Origin of the sequence: Pseudomonas sp. Z18(2022), assembly GCF_036346535.1 — a bacterium.
In the GTDB taxonomy this organism is placed as follows: domain Bacteria; phylum Pseudomonadota; class Gammaproteobacteria; order Pseudomonadales; family Pseudomonadaceae; genus Aquipseudomonas; species Aquipseudomonas yamanorum_A.
Genome location: NZ_JAOTOA010000032.1, coordinates 1 through 19,709 on the forward strand (window position 1 = coordinate 1; position 19,709 = coordinate 19,709).

16 protein-coding genes are annotated in these 19,709 nt (G+C 59.8%); 8 read left to right on the forward strand and 8 right to left on the reverse strand.

The features are described from left to right. Nucleotides 1–159: 159 nt before the first annotated feature. Together V3W39_RS31410 and V3W39_RS31415 are read right to left on the reverse strand one after the other, a co-directional pair. The gene (locus V3W39_RS31410; protein WP_177048376.1) at nucleotides 160–2,337 is read right to left on the reverse strand and encodes a hypothetical protein; all 2,178 of its coding nucleotides are present in this window, start codon (nucleotides 2,335–2,337) and stop codon (nucleotides 160–162) included. A gap of 207 nt (nucleotides 2,338–2,544) precedes the next feature. Further along, on the reverse strand, nucleotides 2,545–4,806 hold the full coding sequence (locus V3W39_RS31415) for a putative bifunctional diguanylate cyclase/phosphodiesterase (RefSeq protein WP_177076702.1): 2,262 nt from the start codon (nucleotides 4,804–4,806) through the stop codon (nucleotides 2,545–2,547). A gap of 281 nt (nucleotides 4,807–5,087) precedes the next feature. Here V3W39_RS31415 and V3W39_RS31420 point away from each other — a divergent pair, with 281 nt between their 5' ends. Together V3W39_RS31420 and V3W39_RS31425 are read left to right on the forward strand one after the other, a co-directional pair. Then, entirely contained in the window at nucleotides 5,088–6,434 is a 1,347-nt protein-coding gene (locus V3W39_RS31420; protein WP_177076700.1) for a spinster family MFS transporter, read from the forward strand. A gap of 7 nt (nucleotides 6,435–6,441) precedes the next feature. Then, nucleotides 6,442–6,564 carry a hypothetical protein gene (locus V3W39_RS31425; protein WP_330214031.1) on the forward strand — a complete coding sequence of 41 codons (123 nt, stop codon included), beginning with the start codon at nucleotides 6,442–6,444 and terminating at the stop codon, nucleotides 6,562–6,564. A 54-nt stretch (nucleotides 6,565–6,618) separates the two neighbouring features. Here V3W39_RS31425 and rapA read toward each other — a convergent pair whose 3' ends face one another. Then, nucleotides 6,619–9,465 (reverse strand): RNA polymerase-associated protein RapA, encoded by a 2,847-nt coding sequence (gene rapA / locus V3W39_RS31430; protein ID WP_177048372.1) that lies wholly within the window; start codon nucleotides 9,463–9,465, stop codon nucleotides 6,619–6,621. Nucleotides 9,466–9,683: 218 nt separating this feature from the next. Between rapA and V3W39_RS31435 the strand changes: the two genes are divergently transcribed. After that, complete coding sequence (locus V3W39_RS31435; protein WP_010176684.1) at nucleotides 9,684–10,025, forward strand: hypothetical protein; 342 nt, start codon at nucleotides 9,684–9,686, stop codon at nucleotides 10,023–10,025. Here V3W39_RS31435 and V3W39_RS31440 read toward each other — a convergent pair. The 3 genes from V3W39_RS31440 to V3W39_RS31450 form a co-directional block, all read right to left on the reverse strand. Continuing rightward, nucleotides 10,022–11,218 carry an aminotransferase class V-fold PLP-dependent enzyme gene (locus V3W39_RS31440; RefSeq protein ID WP_330214032.1) on the reverse strand — a complete coding sequence of 399 codons (1,197 nt, stop codon included), beginning with the start codon at nucleotides 11,216–11,218 and terminating at the stop codon, nucleotides 10,022–10,024. The genes V3W39_RS31435 and V3W39_RS31440 overlap by 4 nt on opposite strands. Further along, entirely contained in the window at nucleotides 11,215–11,685 is a 471-nt protein-coding gene (locus V3W39_RS31445; protein WP_177048368.1) for a RidA family protein, read from the reverse strand. Before V3W39_RS31445 ends, V3W39_RS31440 begins: the two co-directional genes overlap by 4 nt. An 88-nt stretch (nucleotides 11,686–11,773) precedes the next feature. Then, nucleotides 11,774–12,646 carry a LysR substrate-binding domain-containing protein gene (locus tag V3W39_RS31450; protein WP_330214033.1) on the reverse strand — a complete coding sequence of 291 codons (873 nt, stop codon included), beginning with the start codon at nucleotides 12,644–12,646 and terminating at the stop codon, nucleotides 11,774–11,776. A gap of 187 nt (nucleotides 12,647–12,833) precedes the next feature. On the opposite strand from V3W39_RS31450, the gene V3W39_RS31455 reads away from it, so the two are divergent. From V3W39_RS31455 to ccoM, 3 genes are all read left to right on the forward strand, one after another. Beyond that, nucleotides 12,834–13,319: a lipocalin-like domain-containing protein gene (locus tag V3W39_RS31455; protein ID WP_177076694.1), complete on the forward strand. Its 486-nt coding sequence runs from the start codon at nucleotides 12,834–12,836 to the stop codon at nucleotides 13,317–13,319. Nucleotides 13,320–13,421: 102 nt separating this feature from the next. Beyond that, nucleotides 13,422–13,583 (forward strand): hypothetical protein, encoded by a 162-nt coding sequence (locus V3W39_RS31460; RefSeq protein ID WP_003172386.1) that lies wholly within the window; start codon nucleotides 13,422–13,424, stop codon nucleotides 13,581–13,583. A gap of 143 nt (nucleotides 13,584–13,726) precedes the next feature. Next, on the forward strand, nucleotides 13,727–13,843 hold the full coding sequence (ccoM, locus tag V3W39_RS31465) for a cytochrome c oxidase subunit CcoM (RefSeq protein WP_010176679.1): 117 nt from the start codon (nucleotides 13,727–13,729) through the stop codon (nucleotides 13,841–13,843). 859 nt (nucleotides 13,844–14,702) lie between these two features. On the opposite strand, the gene V3W39_RS31470 is transcribed toward ccoM, so the two are convergent. Together V3W39_RS31470 and V3W39_RS31475 are read right to left on the reverse strand one after the other, a co-directional pair. Next, the gene (locus V3W39_RS31470) at nucleotides 14,703–16,178 is read right to left on the reverse strand and encodes an inorganic phosphate transporter (RefSeq protein WP_177048865.1); all 1,476 of its coding nucleotides are present in this window, start codon (nucleotides 16,176–16,178) and stop codon (nucleotides 14,703–14,705) included. Nucleotides 16,179–16,489: 311 nt separating this feature from the next. Next, nucleotides 16,490–16,690, reverse strand: a complete 201-nt coding sequence (locus V3W39_RS31475) for a hypothetical protein (protein WP_003219834.1) — start codon at nucleotides 16,688–16,690, stop codon at nucleotides 16,490–16,492. Between the two features lie 622 nt (nucleotides 16,691–17,312). Between V3W39_RS31475 and pcaR the strand changes: the two genes are divergently transcribed. Together pcaR and V3W39_RS31485 are read left to right on the forward strand one after the other, a co-directional pair. Continuing rightward, nucleotides 17,313–18,155, forward strand: coding sequence for a pca regulon transcriptional regulator PcaR (gene pcaR, locus V3W39_RS31480; RefSeq protein WP_003219833.1), 843 nt, complete (start codon nucleotides 17,313–17,315; stop codon nucleotides 18,153–18,155). Between the two features lie 148 nt (nucleotides 18,156–18,303). Continuing rightward, complete coding sequence (locus V3W39_RS31485; RefSeq protein ID WP_177048867.1) at nucleotides 18,304–19,650, forward strand: MFS transporter; 1,347 nt, start codon at nucleotides 18,304–18,306, stop codon at nucleotides 19,648–19,650. Nucleotides 19,651–19,709 lie beyond the last annotated feature (59 nt).

Sequence of the window (19,709 nt, forward strand, 5' to 3'; positions counted from 1 at the left end):
TGCGTTCGGGCACACCGAGCATTAGCGAGGTGCCGAGTGGTGGGGCAAGAGCGTTTTGCTTACTTTTGCGCTTTTCAAAAGTGAGCCGCTGTAAGAGCGGAACCCATATCAGCCATCACCTAAATAACGGATATACACCCCACCCCAGCAACAACCAGCCTACGCAGTCTTCCCGGTATGGTTATTCAGCGAAATAACCTTGGTCTTCCCAATCCGGTGACGATAAATCTCGCGCAGGTACTTGATCGCCTTCTTCACACAATCCCGCGACAGCCGGATATCGTTGATCGACACAAACTTGTCCTTGTCGTTGATCAGCTCACGGTACTTCTTCTCATACATCGGTTTGATCGCATACCAGTTGGTATCCAGGATCTTCGCCGGATTCTCGAACTCGTTGAGCAGCTCATCAATCCGGTCTTCATCAAAATCCTCATGGATGATGAAATCCAGGATCGAATTATCCAGCGTGTCATCAAAGCGGTACGGATTACGCGCAAAGCAGCGCTTGATAAACGCTACGATCAACGTCAGAAAGTCGTCCGACAAACACGGGCTCTTGGCAATCAGGGTGGTCAGCGACAAGTTGGCCGACGCCCCGATCACCAACGCATAACGCTTGAGGGTCGTGTTGGGAAACAGACTGTTGAGGTGCGTCTTGAGCCGGTTCAGGTCCATATAGGACAGCTTGTAATCCTTGGGCAACGACACAATCGATACCACCGACGAGCAGTTCTTGAAGAAGTGCAGGTCATGCAGCGCCGCCGCGTCATACCCGGAGTTCTTGTACTGCTCCAGGGACGCCTTGTAGCGCTTGGACTCAATCGGCAACAGGCTGATGCCCTCGATCGCCTGGGTCACCTTGTTGAAGTGCGGCAGGTCAATGGAGCGGAAGAACAGGTCGTCGATGTTCAGCCGCTGCGGCTCTTTTTCGAACACCTTGAACTTGTCGCTCGACGGCGCCGGGGTTTCCGGTACCACCGATTCGGCGTAGGCAATCGCCACCGGGCCGGCCAGGCTCATGAACAGGTCGTTGGCATCCAGGCGGATGGTCTCGCCGATGTCGATCCCGGCCCGACGGAAATAGTTCTGGTCGTAGTCGGTCGTAACCGCCTGGGCCGTCAGAATGTTGAAGATCTGCTGCGAGATGTACTGGTTGGCGTGTTTCTCCATGGCATTGACATCAATGTTCTGGATGTTGCCGTCATCGCTTTCTTCGGCGTAACGCATGATGTCGTTGGAGATCAGCATCATCGCGTTCCACGGCCGGATACGGCCTTTCACGCTGGCTTCGCTGCTGTCTTCATTGTCGAAGTTGTACGAGAAGTCCCATTCCTCCGACAGGTATTTGCACAGCAGCCGCCCGGCGTTGATGTGCAGCGCCTCGGACATTTCGCTGCGGTGATCGGAGATATTCGGCAGCACACAAATGCCGCTGGTGAAGATCGGCTCGAACACGAAGGCGTGGCCGCTTTTGCTGTCGTGCTCGTCGGCGGGCTTGGTGTCGAACGTCTTGTTCATGTACGAGTGCTGCTGGGCCAGGCCGAATTCCGAGGCCATGCCCGAGCCGGTACCGCCGCCGGCGCTGAAGATCGAGAAGTACAGCCGCGACTGGTTGGCCTTGATGCCGCAGGAATCGATCAGGTACGAATGGATCATCTTCCAGTCGGGGCTGGAGAAGCGCTGGGTGTCTTTGTTGAGGATGATCTTGGCCAGGTACTGGCCGAGGATCGGCGCGTTGCCGGCGCCACCGGCATGGACTTCCGAGAGGTCCATGATTTTCATCTTGCTGTAGTCCCGCAGGAAACCGCTTTTCTCACCCTTGCGCGAGAAACGGATGCGCCCGGCGATGTCCTTGTCCAGATCGCCCAGCATCACCAGCGGCTCGACCAGGAATACCGGCTTGGTGCCCTTGTTCGAACCCAGGCGCAGGTTGTTGCGAATCCATTGGGCGGGGCGATAGCCCTTATCCGTGGACTTGTCTTCGTTGCTGAATTCGTTGAGGTAGAACTTGCGGGCGTTGTACACCAACTCCGCCACATCCAGGGCAATGTTCGAACCGCAGCGGCCCAGGCCGATCAGGCACACCGAGGGGAATTCCTGCTCGTTGCGCAACTCACCGTCGACTTCCAGGTGCGGCGCACGCGGGAACACCATGTCGCGCAGGCCGTCGAGGTTATCGAGGATGCGGTCGGTGTTGGTCTCGGTGAAGTACAGGTACTGCTGGGTGGCCAGCGGGCGGGCGGTGCTCAATGACTTTGAACCTGAGGGTTTTTCCGCAGGGCCTGTCAGCAACACGTCGGATACCGCAGTGGCAGAGTTATTTTTAGAAGTCATTGTGCGCCATGTGCCTGGACGGACGGCTGGAAAAGTATCAAATAGCCATCACAGAATGAGAGATCGCAACTTTACAGTGCGTCCTGGTCCTGGGCGATAGGGTTTAACCCTAGGGTTTTAAGGGGGAAACTCTGGCCGGACTCTGATGAATCGGCCGTTCGTCGGGGTTCTTTAATGAAATGATGGCGATTTGCCAAATTTTCGGCGTCAGCGAATTGGCCGAACGATGGACGCTGGGCCCGTACGACCCGAAGGCGGGTCTTTCGGCGCGGGTTCTCCTCCGGTGAGGCCCAGCAGGCTGAACATATTGTGCTGATCCAGGCCATTGATCACCGCGCTGATATCACTCATTGGCACCGCAGCGCTGAGCAGGTAACCCTGGACGAAATCGCAGCCGTGTTTTTGCACCACTTCCAGCTGTTGCAGGGTTTCCACGCCTTCGGTCACCACCTGCAGGTGCAGGGTGTGGGCCATGCCGATAATCGCCTGGACGATCTCGATGTCGGTGGTGGATTTGGGAATGTCCTGGATAAACGAGCGGTCGATTTTCAAGGTGTTCAGCGGCAGTCGCTTGAGGTAGGCGAGGGACGAATAGCCGGTACCGAAGTCGTCAATCGACAGCGAGACGCCCAGGGCGCGGATTTGCCGCAGCAGCGCCAGGGTGCTGCTGATATTGCCCATCAGGGCGTTCTCGGTCACTTCCAGTTCCAGGCGATTGGCGGCGATCCCGCCGAAGCGCAGGGCGTTTTCGATTTCGTCGGCCAACTCGTCACGGGTCAGGTTCAGGGCCGAGCAATTGACCGCCATGATCAATTCGGTATGCCCTCGCTCCGACAGCAGACTCAGGTCGTGACAAGCCTGGCGCAGCACCCAGTGATCCAGTTCGGCAATCAGCCCGTTGTTTTCGGCAATGCCGATAAACCGGTCCGGGGTCAGCAGTCCATGTTGGGGATGTTGCCAGCGCACCAGGGCTTCAAGGCGCGTGATCTTGCCTTTTTTCAGGTCAAGAATCGGTTGGTAAAACAGCACCAATTCGTTCTTGCCGCGCAGGGCCGCGCGCAGTTCTTCTTCCAGCTGCAGTTCCAGGAAAGCCCGGGTTTTCAGGTTGGAGCTGAAGAAGTTCAGGCTGTTGCGCCCCGCATCCTTGGACTGATACAGCGCCAGGTCAGCGGTTTTCAGCAGTTCTTCGCTGGTTTTGCCGTCTTCGGGGAACAGGCTGATGCCGATGCTGGTGGTCATCACCATGCGCCGGCCAGCCAGCTCGATGGGGTCTTTCATTTTCTGCATGATGCGCTGGGCCAGATGCCGCGCTTCATCGCGATGATGGATGCTGATGAGGATGCAGAACTCGTCACCGCCAAACCGTGCAACCACGTCGTCATGGCTGCGTACCGAGCTTTTGATGTGGCCGGCGAGTACGGTCAGCAGTTCGTCACCGGCGTCGTGGCCGAGGCTGTCGTTGATGCGCTTGAAGTGGTCGATGTCGAGGAAAATCACCGCCAGCATGCCGTCGGTGGCGGTTTTTTCCGCAAGTTTCTCGGCAAAGATCTGGTTGAAACCACGGCGGTTGAGCAGGCTGGTCAGGGCGTCGTAGTGCGCCACCTGTTGCAGGGAGGCGCGGGCCTGATCCAGCTCGGTGAGCAGTGCATTGACCCGGCGCAGGTCGGTTTCCTTGTGTTGCAGCTTCTTGTCTGCCAGGGCGGCGCTGATGCTGCTGCCGATCACCAGCAAGGCGATGACCGCCACCAGCAGGCCCAGTTGGACCGGGTTGTTGTCCACGGGCAGCGCCGACGGCACCACGTCCTCGGGCACCAGCAGTTGCATGGCCGCCATGCCGGTGAAGTGCATGCTGATAATGCCGGCGCCGAGCACCAGGCTGGCGGCGTACTTGAGCAATTGATGGAACATCCCCGTGCCGTTGCGCAGGTACAGCGACAGCAGCAACGCCGCCAGGCTGGCGCCGATGGCGATTACCACCGAGGCCAGGAACAGTCCGGTCTCGAAATACACGCCCGCCTCGGAGCGCATGGCCGACATGCCAACGTAGTGCATCAGGGCAATACCCAGCCCCATCCACACTGAAGCCAGCACATATTGGTGCAGGCGCAGCCTTGGGTGACTGAGGGTTTGCATGGCGAACAGCGACGCGATCAGGGCGATCAGCAGCGAGGCGAACGTCATGATCAATTCGTAGTGAATTGCGATAGGCGCCTGGAAGGCCAGCATGCTGATGAAGTGGGTCGACCAGATACCGCCTGCCAGGCAGCCCGCGCCTACCCAGCGCCAGTGCCGTTGAGCCTTGAGGTTGTCGACATGGCCGACACGCTCGGCCATGTCCAGGGTGCCGAAGCCCGCTGCACAGGCCACTACGTAAGCCAGTAGCACCAGAAAGGGGTTATGACTGCAATTGAGTAATAAGTGCCCGGTCCCTGGAAGGTCGGTAAAAAAATGCAAACCAAGCCATTCCATAGCATGTCCCATCACAGAGTTTTAGTCTGACTGCGCTCTTGAGTATAGAGAGCGTGAGCGGGTTGCAAGGGTTGATGGCAGATTGCTTCTAATCATTTGGCGATGAATCTATAAACAACTAGAACTAAATGAATAGGGATGACCGCCAGGGTCGCCCGATGGAGTGACATCAGACTTACGAATCATTACAGACAATCACCACGGGGCTGACTAGATTGCAGGTTCCGGGCTCAGGATGCGTCTGGCATCGCGGCTCACATAACAATAAAAGAGACGGACCCATGCAGAACTCGACCCAAGCGGCGAATGCCTGGCGCATTCTGTTCCTGTTGTTCCTGGCCAACCTGTTCAACTTTTTTGACCGCACCATTCCCGCGATCATCATTGAACCGATCCGTATGGAGTGGCACCTCAGCGACTTCCAGCTCGGCATCATCGGTACGGCGTTCACCATTGTTTATGCGATTGCCGGCTTGCCCCTCGGGCGCATGGCCGATACCGGCTCGCGCAGTAAGCTCATGGGCTGGGGCCTGGCAGCGTGGAGCGGCCTGACCGCGGTGAATGGTCTGGTGGGCAGTTTCTGGACCTTTTTGCTGGTGCGCATGGGCATCGGCATCGGCGAGGCGAGTTATGCGCCGGCGGCCAACTCGCTGATCGGCGACCTGTTTCCCGCCCACCGTCGGGCGCGGGCCATGGGGATCTTCATGCTGGGCCTGCCCTTGGGGCTGTTGCTGGCGTTCTTCACCATTGGCGCGATGGTCAAGGCGTTCGACAGCTGGCGCGCGCCGTTCTTTATTGCGGCGGTGCCGGGGCTGATCCTTGCGGTGTTCATGTTCTACATCAAGGAACCCAAGCGCGGCGCGGCGGAAACCGTGCAAGTCTCCCAGGAGAAAGTCGACCGGCCGATTCGCCGGGTGCTGGCGGTACCGACGTTCCTGTGGCTGGTGCTGGCAGGGTTGTGCTTCAACTTCGCCACCTACGCCTGCAACTCGTTCCTGGTACCGATGCTGCAACGTTATTTCCTGTTGCCGTTGCAGGATGCGGCAGTGGCCACCGGTGTTATCGTCGGTGTTACCGGCCTGGTGGGCCTGACCCTGGGCGGCTGGATTGCCGACAAGATCCATCAACGCATCGCGAATGGCCGGCTGCTGTTCGCGGCGTGCAGCCTGATCATCTCCACTGTCACCACTGCCTGGGCGTTGCACGCCGGGCGGATCGAGATTGGTGTGTTTGTGGCGCTGTTCAGTGTGGGCTGGCTGTTTGCCTATAACTTCTACACCTGCGTGTACACGGCGATCCAGGACGTGGTGGAGCCGCGCCTGCGGGCGACGGCGATGGCGTTGTTCTTCGCCGGCTTGTATTTGCTGGGCGGTGGCATGGGGCCGATTGTGGTGGGTGGGTTGTCGGATCATTTTGCCCATTCGGCGATGTATGCGGCGGGGGCGGAGCAGATGACCGAGGCTTATAAAGCCATAGGGTTGCACGATGCCATGTACCTGATTCCGGTGGCGCTGTTTCTGACCATGCTGTTTCTGTTCCAGGCGTCTCGCAGTTTTGTGCGCGATGCCAAGCGGATGAAGGATGGGTTGGGGGTGGTGGAGGTGCCGGCTGCGGCGGTGACTGCTTGAGACCGAGGTGAAGCCATCGCAGGCAAGCCAGCTCCCACACTTGATCGAGTTGTTGCTGATGTACTCGTTCACTGTGGGAGCCGGGCTTGCCCGCGATGACGGCAGCAAGGTCACCGATGAAACCCAGTGAAAAAAAAGGCCCGCATTGCGCGGGCCTTTTTGTTTGGCAGGGCAGGGCGGCTAGTTAGCCCGCGACCAACACCCGAATCGCTTCCAGTCGCAGCGCCGCCTTGTCGAGCATGGCCAGGCCTTGCTCGCGCTGTTGGCGCAGGGCAACCAGTTCGCTGTCACGCACGGTCGGGTTGACCGCTTGCAACGCGGTCAGGCGTGCCAGTTCTTCGTCGGTATCCGCCGCCAGGCGACGTTGAGCCTCGGCCACACGCTCGGCGTGGCGCGGTGCGATCTTCTCTTCACCGGCGTTGATCCGTGGCGTCAGCTGGTCGCGCTGGGCCTGGACGAACTTGTTGGCACTGGCACGCGGCACGCTTTCCAGCTGGTCGTTCAAGGTCAGGAACGACACGCGGCCCGACAAATCATTGCCGTTGGCATCCAGCAGGCAGCGCAACGCGGCCGGTGGCAGGTAGCGGCCCAGTTGCAGCGAGCGCGGGGCAACCACTTCGCTGACGTAGAGCAGTTCCAGCAACACGGTGCCGGGTTTGAGCGCCTTGTTCTTGATCAGCGCCACGGCGGTGTTGCCCATGGAACCGGACAGCACCAGGTCCATGCCGCCCTGCACCATCGGGTGTTCCCAGGTGATGAACTGCATGTCTTCGCGCGACAGCGCCTGGTTGCGGTCGTAGGTGATGGTCACGCCTTCGTCGTCGCCCAGGGGGAAGCTGGCGTCGAGCATTTTTTCGCTGGGCTTGAGGATCAGCGCGTTTTCCGAATGGTCTTCGCTGTCGATGCCGAAGGCGTCGAACAGGGTTTCCATGTAGATCGGCAGGGTGAACTGATCGTCTTGCTCAAGGATGTCTTCCACCAGCGCATCACCTTCGCCGGCGCCGCCGGAGTTGAGCTCCAGCAGGCGATCGCGGCCGGTGTGCAGCTCGGCTTCGAGGCGCTCGCGTTCGGTGCGGGCTTCGTCGATCAGCGCTTGCCACTCGCCGTCGTCGGCGTTTTCCAGCAGCGGCAGCAGGCGCGGGCCGAACTGGTGCTGCAAGGCGTTGCCGGTCGGGCAGGTGTTGAGGAACGCATTCAGTGCTTCGTGGTACCACTGGAACAGCCGCTCTTGCGGGCTGGTTTCCAGGTACGGCACGTGCAGTTCGATCACATGCTTCTGGCCGATCCGGTCGAGACGGCCGATCCGCTGTTCCAACAGGTCCGGGTGGGACGGCAGGTCGAACAGCACCAGGTGGTGGGAGAACTGGAAGTTGCGGCCTTCACTGCCGATTTCCGAGCAGATCAGCACCTGGGCGCCGAACTCTTCGTCTGCAAAGTAGGCAGCGGCGCGGTCACGCTCGAGGATGTTCATGCCTTCGTGGAACACCGTGGCCGGGATGCCGGAGCGCACGCGCAGGGCGTCTTCCAGGTCCATGGCGGTTTCGGCGTGGGCGCAGATCACCAGCACTTTGGTGCGTTTGAGCATTTTCAGCTGGTCGATCAGCCACTCGACCCGCGGGTCGAAACGCCACCAGCGCTGTTCTTCATCCACATCCGGCTGCGACTGGAAGCTGACTTCCGGGTACAGCTCGGCGTGTTCGCCCAGGGGCAGTTCGAGGTATTCGTCCGGGCACGGCAGCGGGTAGGCGTGCAGCTTGCGCTCCGGGAAGCCTTGCACCGCGGCGCGGGTGTTGCGGAACAGCACGCGGCCGGTGCCGTGGCGGTCCAGCAGTTCGCGCACCAGGCGGGCGCTGGCTTCGGCGTCGCCATCGTTGACGGCGGTCAGCAGCGCTTCGCCTTCGTCACCGAGGAAACCCTGGATGGTCTTGTGGGCGGCTGGCGACAGACGGCCCTTGTCCAGCAGCTCCTGGACGGCTTCGGCCACCGGGCGATAGTTTTCGCTCTCGGCGCGGAAGGCGTGCAGGTCGTGGAAACGGTTCGGGTCCAGCAGGCGCAGGCGCGCGAAGTGGCTGTCCTGGCCCAATTGTTCAGGGGTTGCGGTGAGCAGCAGTACGCCGGGAATCACTTCGGCCAGTTGTTCCACCAGCGAGTACTCGGGGCTGGCTTTCTCTTCGTGCCAGACCAGGTGGTGAGCTTCGTCGACCACCAGCAGATCCCAGCCGGCGGCGAACAGCGCGTCCTGGGCTTTCTCGTCGTCCACCAGCCATTCCAGGGCCACCAGCGCGAGCTGGGTGTCTTCGAACGGGTTGGCGGCATCGCTTTCGATAAAGCGTTCTTCGTCGAACAGCGCGACTTGCAGGTTGAAGCGGCGGCGCATTTCCACCAGCCACTGGTGCTGGAGGTTTTCCGGCACCAGGATCAGCACGCGGTTGGCGCGGCCCGACAGCAACTGGCGATGGATTACCAGGCCGGCCTCGATGGTCTTGCCCAGGCCCACTTCGTCCGCCAGCAGAACCCGTGGCGCGATACGGTCGGCGACTTCACGGGCGATGTGCAACTGGTGCGCGATCGGTTGCGCGCGCACGCCGCCCAGGCCCCAGAGCGAGGATTGCAACTGGCGGCTGGTGTGCTCAAGCGTGTGGTAGCGCAGGGAGAACCAGGCCAGCGGGTCGATCTGACCGGCGAACAGACGGTCGCTGGCCAGACGGAACTGGATGAAGTTCGAGAGTTGGGTTTCCGGCAGGGTGACCTGTTCGTTCTGCCCATTGAGGCCGTGGTAGACCAGCAGGCCGTCGACGTCGTCGACCTCTTGCACGGTCATTTTCCAGCCTTCGAAATGGGTGATGGTGTCACCCGGCGAAAACCTCACGCGAGTGAGGGGCGCGTTCCGTAGCGCATACTGGCGGGTGTCGCCAGTGGCCGGATAGAGCACGGTCAACAAGCGGCCGTCCTGTGCCAGAACGGTGCCTAACCCCAGCTCTGCTTCGCTGTCACTAATCCAGCGTTGCCCCGGTTGATACTGCTGCGCCATGCTGCCTGACTCCCGCCGTGAAAAAGCCGACTATCTTAACGGAACAAGGGCCCCAGCCAAAGGACTCTGACAAAAACTACCAAGCTTTACGGGTGGTTCGGGCTGCAATCGACGGGTGGCAAGGCACTTGAGACTGACGACTGAGTCACAAGTTGGCAAACGAAGGCTCAAGTGGATCCCGCGCCAGCCGACAGCCTGCTGACAGGAGACTGATAATTATGATTCCACCCATGCTGCCCTTGAGTGTTGTGCCGGTCACGTCGCAACTCGATCCGGTGCGCCAGAAACCGGATATCCCGCCCGTGGTGCCGGTTCAGCCAGGCTCCAACGAAAGCACCATCGACCTGCAAAAGCGCGACCCCGAGGAAGCGGCACTGTTGCTGCGCGAAGAACAGCGTCGCCAGCAGGAACAGCAAAAGCGCCGCCGCGAAGCCGATGAGGATCCGCAGGAGCACCTGGCTGTGCCCGGTGACGAACTCAACGCCGACAACACCGTGCCGGTGGTGCCACTGATCGAAGATGCGCCCCGGCAAGGCTTGTGGGTGGACGTCGAGGTTTAGTCCCGCAGTTCCCGCAGGGCGGCGATCAGTTGCTCGATGTCTTGCGCCGTATTGAGGTAGCTCAGCGAAATTCGCGCCACGCTGTCCAGCCCGCGGGCCAGCATGTCCAGCGGGGTGTAGGGCACGCCGTTGGCACCGATGTTGATCCGCTTGAGCCCCAGGCGCCGCTTGAGCTCAAAGGCGTCCCAGCCGGCCAGGTTGAAGGCGATCAAACCGGACTGGTTTGCGGCCACCCCCAGGTCATGCAAGGTTATCCCGTCGATCCCGCGCAGTTCTTCGCGAAGCGTGACGCTTAGAAGCCGGACCGTCTCGCGGATCCGCTCAACCCCCAATCGATTGACCTCCAGCAACGCGTTGCCCAGGCCTGCCAGCAAGGCGAATGACACTTCGCTGGTTTCAAAGCGCCGCGCGTCGTTGCGCAGGTCGAAACCCGCCGGGCTCCAGGGCGCAGAAAACACATCGCGCTGGGCAGGGTTCAAACGCTCCAGGAAATCCGGCCGCACATAGAGCAGGGCGGTCCCGCGCGGGCCCCGCAGATGTTTGCGCCCGGCGCCCTTGAGCACATCGCACCCCAGCGCTTGTACATCCACCGGCACCTGGCCGATGGCTTGGCCGGCGTCGATGAAATAGGCGATGCCGTGGCGCCTGGCGACCTGGCCGATGGCCTCGGCGGGGTTGATCAAACCGCTGTTGGCGGGGAGCCAGGTCAGGTCGATCAACCGCACCCGTGCGTCGAGCATGGCTTCCAGGCCAGCGACGGACACGGCGCCGGTTTCATCGCAAGGAATCACCTCAATCCGCGTGCCTGCTTCTATGGCCGTCTGCATGCTCGCCAGGTTGCCGCCCCATTCATGGCGGCCCACCAGGATCCGGTCGCCCGGCTGCCACGGGCCCAGCGCCTGGAACGCCATGCTCCAGGCGGTGGAGCCGCTGCTGGCGAAAGCAATCGATGATACCGGCGCGTTGAGCAATTGCGCGGCGGCGCGGCGGGCTTTCTCGGCCAACTGCGCCCCGTGCTCGCCGGCCTCCATCGGGCCGTCGTGGGCTTCGCGCTGCAACTGATCAATGATCGCGTCGAGCGTGCCCTGGCTGGGCAGGGACGCACCGGCGTGATTGAAGTGGACGATGCCGGACTGGCAGCCCGGCGTTTCGTCCCGCAGTTCCAGGACTTGCGTCGGGGAAAGCGCGGTCACGGCTGCAGCTCGAAAATGGCGTCGATCTCCACGGCCACGCCGCCCGGCAAACTGGCGACGCCCACAGCCGTACGGGCATGGCGGCCCTTGTCGCCGAGGGCGTTGACCAGCAGGTTCGACGCGCCATTGGCGACGGCGCCCTGGCGCTGGAAATCGCCGCTGCTGGCGATAAACACCCCCAGCCGAATGATGCGCACCAGCCGCGACAAGTCATCGCCCAGGGCATCGCTCAATTGCGCCAGCAGGCCCAATGCCGCGAGTTCGGCGGCCTTGGCGCCTTCATCTTCGCTGATGGACTCGCCGAGTCGGCCGATGTACGTCGGCTTGCCATCCAGCAGCGGGATTTGGCCGGAGATGAACAGTTGGTTCTGGCTGATCACGTAATTGACGTAGTTGGCGATCGGCTGGCTGGGTGTCGGCAGGTTCAGGCCGAGGGCTTGTACGCGTTGGGCGATGGAGTGGCTCATGTCGAATCCTCGTGGAAAGAGGCTTCAGCATGGGCGGCATGATTTTGGTCGACAAACGGATAGATCTCACTCGACGTATCTAAATAACTCATGCGTCGGCACAGATTTCCTTTAACCATTTACTGAAAGCTGCGGCCGCTTCGCGGGTATCGCCTTGCGGTGCGATCAGCCAGTAACCGATCTCGCTTTGGTAAGGCGGCCAGCTGGTGGCTTCCACCAGCGTGCCGTCCTTCAACCTGCGCTCGATCAACCGGTGGCGGCCCATGGCGATGCCCTGGCCGGCGGCGGCAGCCTCAACCACGATGTTGTAGTCGTGCAACAGCGCCTTGGGATAGTGCTCCACATTCACTTGGTAATGCCGGGACCAGTCGGTCCACTCGAAAGGACGGTGTGAAGTGGCCATTAGCAGCGGGCCATTATCCAGTTGGCTGGCCTTGAATGCCGGGCTGCACACCGGTGACAGGGTTTCGCTCATCAAGCGGGTGGCCTGCACATCTTCCCAGTCGCCCTTGCCATAGCGAATCGCCAGGTCGACCTCGGCAGCGGCGACGTCCGCCAGTTGAATCGCCGGCACCAATTCCACCTGGATGTGCGGGTAGCGGCTGAGAAACCCGGCCAGGCGCGGTGCCAGCCACAAGGTGGCGAACGAGGCGAGCAGGCCGATTCGCAGCACGGTGCTGGCGGGCGGTGTTTGTTGCTGGCGCGTCGCGGCGGCGATGGCGTCGAGGGCGGGGCGGATCTGGTTGTAGTAGTGCTGACCGTCTTCTGTCAGATCGATGGCCCGGGTGCGTCGGATAAAGAGTGGCTTGCCCAAGTGCTGTTCGAGCTTTTGCACCTGATGGCTGAGGGCGCTCTGGGTCACCGACAGCTCGACGGCGGCCTTGATAAAGCTCAAATGCCGGGCCACGGCCTCAAAGGCGCGCAGGGCCAGAAGTGGGGGAAGGTCCTTGTGCAGTGCCACCTGAGTGCGCCTCGTGCGTAGAGTGTAAAAGTGCTGATTCTGGGCGATGGCGGTGTAATTTGTCGCCCGTTGTTTTTCTGTCGGTTTTGATCACCAGGCCTGCATGGCATTGGCTTGGGATTTGTCTTACATAGACTTTCACAATTATTCTGAAGAATTTACGCCTCATTATTGAGGTGATGGAACGATGCACAGGTATGTAAAAAAGTGGTTGTTTGGGGTGACTATTACGGCGGCACTTTGCGGGACGGTACTGGCAAATGAGTCACCGTTGGTGGGGGCATGGCGATTGGTCGGTTATCAGGTTGAGTCCCAGGCTACCCTTGAGCGGATTCCTGCGATGGGAAGCCATCCTACCGGGCGCGTCATTTTTACCGCTGATCACCGAGTGGCTTTTGTGCTGACGGGTGAGGGAAGAAAAGCGGGATCAACGGACGCGCAAAAGGCGGTGTTGCTGAATACGCTGGTGGCCTATACCGGTATCGAGCGGGTCGAGGGCAACCGATGGTGCACACAGGTAGAGGCCGCCTGGAACCCGGATTGGGTCGGTACCGAGCAGTGCAGGGATTTTGAGGTCAAGGGGGACACGTTGGAAGTGCTGACGCCTTGGCGAGAGATGCCGAATTGGCCGGGCGTTACACGCTCCATCATTACCTTTGAGCGCGATAAATAAGTGAGTGAGTGTGAGTGCGGCGGGAATTTCCTCCAGGGTATTTGCCGCAACGCAGGCAAGGCCGCATTATTGAGTCATTCCCGCCACAACGTAAGCCAAGCCATGAGTGATGACGACAAGCTGATTGACCTGAATGCCGAACGTGCCAAACGCGTTCATGACCTCAATGACAAGCGTCTGAACGAAGTGCGCCAGGCATTTGAGCAGGCGATGCCGTTGGGTAAGGCTAAGAAAAAGCCGAAAAACAAACCGAAAAAGCGTTGATATAGCCTGCATCATTTGATGCAGGTCAGTTATTTCCCTTCTTTACGTCCCGTCGCGGGCGACATTGATCCTAGTCAATTTCTTCTTTCGTCTTCTTGGTTAACTTAGCCCTATCGCAACAGGGCAAGTGCAGGAGGCCGGTCATGTTTTTCGATAATGTGGTATTTGCCGGGGTGCTGACGGTTGGCCTCATGGTGATGTTCTTTGTAGGGTTTGGAATTTTTATCTGGAAAGACGCTAACAAGCGTAAGAAGCCTTAGGTCTTTTCGGGATACATGAGCACGCAAGGCATTTTGGGCGACTTCGGTCGCCTTTTTTTTGTTTTGTTTTTATTGGGGTTGAGTACATATCCGTTGCTGCGGTAACGGCTACTTAGGGTTCCGCTCTTACAGCGGGTCACTTTGGAAAAGCCGGAATGCCGGCCCAGCCCAAAGCAAGCAAAGGGCTCTGCCCCGCTTGTCGGCGCCTTGCTGTGGCTCGGCGTTCCCTTGGGCTGAATGGGGCAGTCAGATCAAAAGCAAGATCAACAGCACGGCGGCCTGAAGCCGACCTGAGTGTTAAAAGCAAAAGCAAAAGCCGCTTTTCTGTAGGAGCTGGCTTGCCTGCGATGCAGACAACTCGGTACATCAGATACACCGAGGCGATGCCATCGCCGGCAAGCCAGCTCCTACAGTGGACCGTGCTCGCTTTAGATTTTGATGTTGCCTTTGCTTCACCACACTCAAGCCGGCCTGTAGGCCGCTGTGCTGTTGATCTGCTTTTGATCTTGATCTTAGGCGCCCCGTTAAACCACGCTGGCCGAACGCAGGTATTACGGAGCGGGTAAACCGGCAGGACGCCGGTTTAGCCGCGACGGGGCAGGGACGCCCCGTCGCGGCGGCCCGCGGAGTAATGCCGGAGCTGAGGGCACACCGAGCCTGAGCGAGGTGCCGAGTGGTGGGGCAAGAGCGTTTTGCTTACTTTTGACTGGGCCGGCATTCCGGCTGTTCAAAAGTGAGCCGCTGTAAGAGCGGAACCCATATCAGCCATCACCCAAAAAACGGATATACACCCAAACCCCAGCCATAAAAAAAGGCGCAACCCTCACAGGTCGCACCTTCTTCACAAGCCAAAGACCTGTCAGCTACCCAAAGCCTTGGAAGCCAACCAGAACAACCCGGCCGAAAGGCCCACAGTCGCCGGCAGCGTCAACACCCAAGCCATCAGAATGGTCTTGACGGTGCCGCCCTGCAGCCCGCTCTTGTTAGCCACCATGGTCCCCGCCACACCCGAAGACAACACATGGGTCGTAGAAACCGGCAGGCTGAAGATGTTAGCCAAGCCAATCATGCTGGCCGTGGTGATCTGCGCCGACATGCCCTGAGCATAGGTCATGCCCTGCTTGCCGATCTTCTCGCCAATGGTCAACACCACACGCTTCCAGCCCACCATGGTGCCCAGGCCCAAGGCCAACGCTACCGCCAGGATCACCCAGAACGGCGCGTACTCCGTGGTAGCGGTCAGGTCCTTGCGCAACTTGTCCAGGTCCGACTTCTCACGCGCATCCAGGCCAGGCAACTTGCCAACCTTCTTCGCGGTGTCATCCAGGCACAACAGATAACGACGCACTTCAATCCGATGCTCGGCGGTCAACGAATGGTAGTCAGAGACACCTTTCAATGTACCCAGCAGGGCGTTGATGGTCGGCTCAGTCTGCTGCGGATTGCACTGGAACTTGCCCGGCAGATCGTTTTGCACACTCTTGCCCAGGGCAAGGAACTCACCGAGGGTTTCATGATTGCGCTGGTAGAACTGATTCAAGTGCAGGGTGGCGTCGCGGGTACGCTCGATCTGGTAAGTGGTGCTGCCCAGGTCCAGTACAAACTGTGCCGGCACAATACCAATCAACACCAGCATGATCAGGCCGATACCTTTCTGCCCGTCGTTGGAGCCGTGCACGAAGCTCACGGCCATGGCCGAAATCACCAGTACCAGGCGGTTCCAGAACGGCGGGTGCTTCTTGTCGTCGAGCTTGCGGCGCTGGTCCGGCGTCTTGTGCATCTTCGACAGCGGGCGCCACCATTTCAGGCCCAGCAGCACCAGGGCTGCCACCACGAAACCGGCCATCGGCGAGAACACCAGCGAGGCGCCGATATCGATCGCTTTCTGCCAGTTCACGCCGTCAGCCAGCGGGATGTCGTTGATCAGGGCGTTGGCCAGGCCGACACCAAGGATCGAACCGATCAGGGTGTGGGAGCTGGACGCCGGGATCCCGAAGTACCAGGTGCCGAGGTTCCAGGTGATCGCCGCTGCCAATAATGAGAAGACCATGGCCAGGCCGTGGCCGGTGTTCACATTGATCAGCAACTCCACCGGCAGCAAGTGCACGATGGCATAGGCAACACCGACACCGCCGAGCAACACGCCGAGGAAGTTGAACACCCCGGAGAAGAACACGGCCAGGTGCGGCGGCATGGCTTTGGTATAGATGACTGTGGCAACCGCGTTAGCGGTGTCATGAAAGCCATTGATGAACTCGAAGGCGAGGACAAAGGCCAGGGCGAGCAACAGGCTCACGAGAACCCAAGCATCCAGTCCGCTGAATAAATCGATCATGAAGGTTTTCTGACCCGGTCGTAAGGGGGCGCGATTATGCCAGAAAACATCGGTAATCAATGCACTAGCTGCTCATCGGTAACATTCTTCAACGAAAAAAAATGGGGGCGAGGCGCGCATCCCGCTGTTTTCGTGGCTTTAGCAAGTGTTTGATTTATAAAGAAGATTTGTGAAATATTTGGGTTTAAGCACCGGGAAGGCATATCTGAAACAATTGTATGAAATTTCGCTAAGACGGCCAAAAGGGGCTTCCCTCCACCAGCGCAGTACTGGCAGAGAGATGGCACTTGTGACTGCTCAACCCGAATCGCTTATGGCTCTTCGGCTTTGAGGTCCTGTTCAATCTTTTGGATTTCCTGGGCAAAGGCCTGGTCGAGCAGACTGGCTCGTTTGCGCCATGGCTTGCGTTCAGGTTCTGGCTGGGCGGCGTAGGTGGTGACTTCCCCGCCGTAAACATCCTTGTAACGTTGTTCCTGGCGCTCAAGTTCCGCGCGCAGTTCGTCTTTCGTCACATTGTTACCTAATTGAGTTGAGTTTGATTCCGGTGAAGCGCGATGCCAGGAAGGACAAAACATTTCCTTATTCCGCGCGGCCACGATACCGGAGAAGAACAGCTGTCGTAGCAACAGTTTTCTTTTTCTCAGCCACAAGCAGTTGGCAGGCATTTGAAATGAGTGTCAGGTACTTGCGGCGCAGCTTGCACAAAGCCAGTGCATGGCTGGGTGAGGTTCGTCCTCGGGGGCTAGACGAGGCTGGCCTCTACACAGGATGCATTATAGCGATGCGTTTGAATAACACTATCATCATCAAGTTAAAAATCGTCAACTTTGTGTGAGGGTTTTGTTACGTGCGCATGTGGGGTACTTGCTGAACTATTGGCGCCATAAATTGTGCGGTGTTTTACAGGCGGTAAATAAACCTTAAGTTCTTTCGTACATCAGTCGATTTTGAAAACAGGTCAAGTGGCGCGCCGATTTGGGCCCGGCACCGGCCGGCAGTGTCAAATTGCGATAATCGAATGATCGTCCGATAATCGCACAATGTTGGCTGCCCTGCCTTGTGTACCCATTGCATGGCGGCTTGTAATAGCGGTTACCCTCCCGCAGCGGTTAAAAACAAGAGAAAGGACCCCACATGAACGATCAATTGCGCAACTCCTTCGCATCAGTGGCGCCGCCGATCGTTGCTTCACCGGCCAAGCGCATCCAGGCGTTTACCGGTGATCCGGACTTCATGACTTCCCTGGCACGTGGCCTGGCCGTGGTGCAAGCGTTCCAGGAGCGCAAGCGCCACCTCACCATCGCCCAGATCAGCCATCGCACCGAAATTCCCCGCGCTGCCGTACGCCGTTGCCTGCATACCTTGATCAAACTCGGCTACGCCACCACTGACGGGCGTACCTACTCGCTGCTGCCCAAGGTGCTGACCCTCGGCCACGCGTATCTGTCGTCCACGCCCCTGGCGGTATCGGCCCAGCCCTATCTGGACCGCATGAGCGAGCAACTTCACGAAGCCTGCAACATGGCGACCCTGGAGGGCGACGACATCCTCTACATCGCCCGCTCGGCCACCACCCAGCGCCTGATTTCCGTCGACCTGTCGGTGGGCGGGCGCCTGCCGGCCTATTGCACCTCCATGGGCCGCATCCTGCTGGCGGCACTCGATGACGCCTCGCTGCAGGACTACCTCGACCACGCCGACCTGCAAACCAAGACCAGCCGCACCCTCACCACCCCGCAAGCCTTGCTCGAATGCCTGCAGGAAGTGCGGCAACAGGGCTGGTGCATTGTCGACCAGGAACTGGAGCAGGGCCTGCGTTCCATCGCCGTGCCGGTGTACGACGCTTCCGGCCAGGTGCTGGCGGCGTTGAATGTCAGCACCCATGCCGGGCGGGTCAGCCGCAGTGAGCTGGAGCAGCGTTTCCTGCCGAGCATGCTCAGCGCCAGCCAGGAGTTGAGTGCCCAGCTGTTTGCCTAAGCTGTTCGGTGATCGCACAGATACCGGCCGGATGAATTGACGGTGTTTCCCCAGGCTTATTAATGTGCGGCAGCGCTTCATGGCGCCGCCCCAATAATAATGACGACCCAACGTCGTTCGCCCGCCCATCGGTGTGGAAATAAAAATAATGAATCAGCCTTCACCTGCTGTCGGTACGTGCCTGGACGTTCAGTCCTTCATCAACGCCCAACCGCTGTCGCGGTATCAGTGGCGGGTGGTGATCCTGTGTTTTCTCATTGTGTTCCTCGACGGCCTCGACACCGCCGCCATGGGCTTTATTGCCCCGGCGCTGTCCCAGGACTGGGGCATCGACCGCGCCAGCCTCGGCCCGGTGATGAGTGCCGCGTTGATCGGCATGGTCTTCGGTGCCCTGGGGTCCGGCCCGTTGGCCGACCGCTTTGGGCGCAAGGTGGTGCTGGTAGGGGCAGTGCTGGTATTCGGTGCCTTCAGCCTCGCGTCGGCCTACAGCAGCAACGTTGATCAATTGCTGATTCTGCGTTTCCTCACCGGCCTGGGCCTGGGTGCCGGGATGCCGAACGCCACGACGCTGCTCTCCGAATACACCCCGGAACGCCATAAATCCTTGCTGGTGACCAGCATGTTCTGCGGCTTCAACCTGGGCATGGCCGGTGGCGGGTTTATCTCGGCCAAGTTGATTCCGGCCTTCGGCTGGCACAGCTTGCTGATGATTGGCGGAATTTTGCCGTTGATCCTCGCCGTGGTGTTGCTGTTCTGGCTGCCGGAATCGGCGCGTTACCTGGTGGTGCGCAATCGCGGCACCGACAAGGTGCGCAAGACCCTCGCGCCCATTGACCCCGCCGTTGTCGCCCAGGCCTCAAGCTTCAGCGTGCCCGAGCAAAAAACCGTCAAGGCGCGCAACGTATTCGCGGTGATCTTCTCCGGCACCTACAGCGCCGGCACCTTGCTGCTGTGGCTGACCTACTTCATGGGCCTGGTGATTGTTTACCTGCTGACCAGTTGGCTGCCGACCCTGATGCGCGACAGCGGCGCCAGCATGGAACAGGCCGCGTTTATCGGCGCCTTGTTCCAGTTTGGCGGCGTGTTGAGTGCGGTCGGTGTGGGCTGGGCGATGGACCGGTTCAATCCCCACAAAGTTATCGGCACCTTCTACCTGCTGGCCGGGGTATTTGCCTACGCGGTGGGGCAGAGCCTGGGCAATATCACGCTGCTGGCGACCCTGGTGCTGATCGCCGGGATGTGCGTCAACGGTGCGCAATCGGCGATGCCGTCGTTGGCCGCGCGTTTCTATCCGACCCAAGGCCGCGCCACCGGTGTTTCGTGGATGCTCGGCATCGGCCGTTTTGGCGCGATCCTCGGTGCCTGGATGGGCGCGACCTTGCTGGGCCTGGGCTGGAACTTCGAACAGGTGCTGACGGCCCTGGTGATTCCGGCGGCCTTGGCCACCACGGCGGTGGTGATCAAGGGCATGGTCAGCCATGCAGACGCGACGTAAAGCCGACCGATAGCAAGACAACAATCCGTTCGATAATCGAACACTCAGTCGATTATCGG

Bases quoted from the DNA above. Each gene is read 5' to 3' on its own strand.
- V3W39_RS31415 (WP_177076702.1), bottom strand. From the start codon at position 4,806: ATGGAATGGCTTGGTTTGCATTTTTTTACCGACCTTCCAGGGACCGGG.
- ccoM (WP_010176679.1), top strand. From the start codon at position 13,727: ATGTTTTTCGATAATGTGGTATTTGCCGGGGTGCTGACGGTTGGCCTC.
- V3W39_RS31445 (WP_177048368.1), bottom strand. From the start codon at position 11,685: ATGAGCCACTCCATCGCCCAACGCGTACAAGCCCTCGGCCTGAACCTG.
- V3W39_RS31455 (WP_177076694.1), top strand. From the start codon at position 12,834: ATGCACAGGTATGTAAAAAAGTGGTTGTTTGGGGTGACTATTACGGCG.
- V3W39_RS31435 (WP_010176684.1), top strand. From the start codon at position 9,684: ATGATTCCACCCATGCTGCCCTTGAGTGTTGTGCCGGTCACGTCGCAA.
- pcaR (WP_003219833.1), top strand. From the start codon at position 17,313: ATGAACGATCAATTGCGCAACTCCTTCGCATCAGTGGCGCCGCCGATC.
- rapA (WP_177048372.1), bottom strand. From the start codon at position 9,465: ATGGCGCAGCAGTATCAACCGGGGCAACGCTGGATTAGTGACAGCGAA.
- V3W39_RS31485 (WP_177048867.1), top strand. From the start codon at position 18,304: ATGAATCAGCCTTCACCTGCTGTCGGTACGTGCCTGGACGTTCAGTCC.
- V3W39_RS31420 (WP_177076700.1), top strand. From the start codon at position 5,088: ATGCAGAACTCGACCCAAGCGGCGAATGCCTGGCGCATTCTGTTCCTG.
- V3W39_RS31470 (WP_177048865.1), bottom strand. From the start codon at position 16,178: ATGATCGATTTATTCAGCGGACTGGATGCTTGGGTTCTCGTGAGCCTG.
- V3W39_RS31460 (WP_003172386.1), top strand. From the start codon at position 13,422: ATGAGTGATGACGACAAGCTGATTGACCTGAATGCCGAACGTGCCAAA.
- V3W39_RS31410 (WP_177048376.1), bottom strand. From the start codon at position 2,337: ATGACTTCTAAAAATAACTCTGCCACTGCGGTATCCGACGTGTTGCTG.